At 69.4% G+C, this 3,486-nt stretch carries 2 protein-coding genes and 1 pseudogene; all 3 read left to right on the top strand.

The features are described 5' to 3' along the window. A partial coding sequence (locus Q0066_RS02100) for an NADH-quinone oxidoreductase subunit G (RefSeq protein WP_298129581.1) occupies nt 1-2,031 on the top strand: 2,031 nt, incomplete at its 5' end. Then, a complete protein-coding gene (gene nuoH, locus Q0066_RS02095; protein WP_298129580.1) occupies nt 2,028-3,332 on the top strand; it encodes an NADH-quinone oxidoreductase subunit NuoH in 1,305 nt (434 codons plus the stop codon). The genes Q0066_RS02100 and nuoH, both read left to right, overlap by 4 nt. Next, a pseudogene (locus tag Q0066_RS02090) lies at nt 3,332-3,486 on the top strand (NADH-quinone oxidoreductase subunit I); the annotation flags it as partial. The gene nuoH and the pseudogene Q0066_RS02090, both read left to right, overlap by 1 nt.

The raw sequence follows: 3,486 nt of genomic DNA, 5'->3' as shown, positions 1-3,486 counted from the left end.
TGCCCGCTGCAGAACCAGGCGATGAGCGCCGGACGCGGCGAGTCCCGCTACGAGGGCGTGAAGCGGACCTTCCCGAAGCCGGTCAGCATCTCGGCGCAGATCCTGCTCGACCGCGAGCGCTGCATCCTCTGCGCCCGCTGCACCCGGTTCTCCGAGCAGATCTCCGGCGACCCGTTCATCACTCTGGTCGAGCGCGGCGCGCTGCAGCAGGTGGGCTTCTACGAGGACCATCCGTACAACTCCTACTTCTCCGGCAACGTCATCCAGATCTGCCCGGTCGGTGCCCTGACGAGCGCCGACTACCGGTTCCAGAGCCGTCCGTTCGACCTGGTCAGCACGCCCACCACCTGTGAGCACTGCGCGGGCGGCTGCCAGTTGCGCACCGACCACCGGCACTTCCAGGTGAAGCGGCGGCTGGCCGGCGACGCTCCCGAGATCAACGAGGAGTGGAACTGCGACCGGGGCCGGTTCGCGTTCAAGTCCGGACGCGGCGCCGACCGGCTGACCCGTCCGCTGATCCGCGAGGACGGCGAACTGCGGGTGGCGTCCTGGCCCGAGGCGATCGACGCCGCCGTGGCCGGGCTGCGCAGGGCCGGCTCCCGGATCGGTGTGCTGACCGGCGGTCGGCTCACCGTCGAAGACGCCTATGGCTACGCCAAATTCGCCCGGACGGTGCTGGGCACCAACAACATCGACTTCCGGTCCCGTCCGCACAGCGCCGAAGAGGCCGCCTTCCTGGCCAACCGGGTGGCCGGCCAGCCGCTGGATTCGGAACGGCTCAGCTACACGGCGCTGCAGGCCGCCAAGCAGGTCGTGCTGGTCGCCTTCGAACCCGAGGACGAGGCCGCGATGGTCTTCCTGCGGCTGCGCAAGGCGGTCCGCAAGCACGGCACCAAGGTGGTCACCCTGGCGCCGTTCGTCTCCGAGGGTTCCCGCAAGCTGAGCGCCGAGGTGATCCCGACCGTGCCGGGCACCGAGGCCGAGGTGCTGGCCGGCCTGCAGGCGGACGCCGACACCATCGTGCTGGTGGGTGACCGGGCGGCGACCGTGCCGGGCCTGCTCACCGCCGTCGCCGAGTTCGCCGACCGCACCGGGGCCCGGCTGGGTTGGATGCCGCGCCGGGCCGGTGACCGGGGCGCGATCGAGGCCGGCTGCCTGCCGAACCTGCTGCCGGGTGGTCGTCCGGCCGCCGAGGTGCGGGCCCGGGTCGACGTCCAGGCCGCCTGGGGTGTCGACAGCTTGCCCGGTGCTCCCGGACTGGACGCCGACGCGCAACTCGCCGCGGCCCGCAACGGCGGTCTGGCCTTGCTGGTCAGCGGCCTGGAGCCGTCCGACTTCACCCATGCCGACGAGGCCCGGCAGGGCATCGAAGAGGCGTCGTTCGTGATCAGCCTGGAACAGCGGCTCAGCGAGGTCACCGAGCGCGCCGACGTGGTGTTCCCGATCGCGCTGATCGAGGAGCGTCCCGGTCACTTCCTGAACTGGGAGCATCGCCGGGGCCGGGTGAACACCGTCATCAAGCAGCCGAACCAGCCGATGACCGACCTGCGGGTGCTCGCCGCGCTGGCGGATGCGCTCGGCCGTCCGCTGGGCATCCGGACGGCCAAGCAGGCGCTCACCGAACTCGACGAACTGGGCGGCTGGGAAGGCGAGCGCGCCCCGCTGACCCGGACCCGCGCGATGAGCGGCCCGGCCGAGGGCGAGCTGGCGCTGGCCACCTGGCGCGAGATGATCGACGGTTCCCGCTCCAACGACAACGAGCCGGCGCTGCAGGCGACCGCCCGTCCGGTGGTGGCCCGCACCTCGCCCGAGGTGGCCGCGGAGCACGGCCTGACCGACGCGGTGACCATCGCCGGCGGCGACGGGTGGCTCACCCTGCCGCTGGAGGTCACCGCCGGGATGGCTCTCGACACGGTCTGGGTACCCACCCATGCGCCCGGGACTCCGTTGTCGGAGCTCGGCCTGGTGCACGGAGCCGGCGTCACTGTGGCCCGACCGGAGGACGCGCTCAGCGAAGGAGGTGCGGCATGATCCCGCTCGACCTTTCCCTGTTCGGCACCGACCCGTGGTGGCTGGTGCTGCTCAAGGTGGTGGTGCTGTTCGTGGTGCTGCTGGTCTGGACCATCTTCAACGTCTGGTACGAGCGCCGGCTGGTCGGCAAGATGCAGCATCGGCTCGGCCCGATCATGAACGGACCGTTCGGCCTGCTGCAGGCGGTCGCCGACGGCAGCAAGCTGATCATGAAGGAAGACTTCCGGCCCAAGTCGGCCGACCGGGTGCTGTTCACCCTGGCGCCGCTGATCGCCGGCACCGCCGCCTTCACCGCCTGGTCGGTGATCCCGTTCGGCGGCGAGGTCGAGATCTTCGGCGTCCGGACCCGGTTGCAGCTGACCGACCTGCCGATCTCGGTGCTGGTCATCCTCGCGGTGGCCTCGGTCGGCATCTACGGTTTCGTGCTGGCCGGCTGGTCGTCCAACTCGCCGTACTCGCTGCTGGGTGCGCTGCGCAGCTCGGCGCAGATGATCTCCTACGAGCTCAGCATGGGGCTGGCGCTGGTGGCGGTGTTCCTGCACGCCAGCTCGATGTCGACCGCCGAGATCGTCGACGTGCAGGGTCAGCCGTTCAGCTTCTTCGGGTTGAACCTGGGGTTGCAGAACTGGTTCTTCCTGCAACTCTTCCCGTCGTTCGTGATCTATCTGATCTCGATGGTCGGCGAGACCAACCGAGCACCGTTCGACCTGCCCGAATGTGAGTCCGAGCTGGTCTCTGGCTATCTGACCGAATACTCCGGCTTCCGCTACGCCACCTACTTCCTCGCCGAGTACATCAACATGGCGACGGTGTCGGCGGTGGCCACCACGCTGTTCCTGGGCGGCTTCCACGCCCCGTGGCCGATCAACGCGTTGATCCCGGCGATGGATCAGGGCTGGTGGGGTCCGCTCTGGTTCATGCTCAAGGTGCAGCTGCTGATCTCGGTGTTCGTCTGGCTGCGCGGCACGCTGCCACGGTTCCGCTACGACCAGTTCATGACGCTGGGCTGGAAGTGGCTGATCCCGATCTCGCTGGTCTGGGTGATGCTGATCTCGACCGTCCGGATCGCCCGGGCGCAGAACTGGCTGGCCAACCCGCTGGTGATCGGCGGCCTCGTGGTCGTGGTGCTGGCGCTGTTCGCCCTGTGGTGGTGGCTCGATCGACAACCCGAACCCGAGCTGGCCGAGCCGACACCGTTCGACCCGTTCGCGGGCGGCTACCCGGTGCCGCCGATGCCCGGTCAGCGGCTGCCTGAGCAGGCCGACGTGGTTCATGCCGAAGCGGAAAGGACGGACGCCTGATGGCGACCTTCGCAGAACAGTGGGCCGGTTTCGGCGTCACCTTTCGGACGATGTTCCGCAAGACGTTCACCCAGGGCTACCCGGAGAAGGGCAAGGTCAAGGTCACCGCGCCCCGGTTCCACGGACGCCACCAGCTGAACCGCTGGCCGGACGG

The organism is Micropruina sp. (genome assembly GCF_027492755.1).
Lineage (GTDB): Bacteria > Actinomycetota > Actinomycetes > Propionibacteriales > Propionibacteriaceae > Micropruina.
Note: the sequence above shows the minus strand (reverse complement) of the source record. Positions and strands in the feature narration are given on the sequence as shown.

Excerpts from the sequence above, each read along its gene's own strand:
- nuoH (WP_298129580.1), top strand. The coding sequence starts at position 2,028 with ATGATCCCGCTCGACCTTTCCCTGTTCGGCACCGACCCGTGGTGGCTG.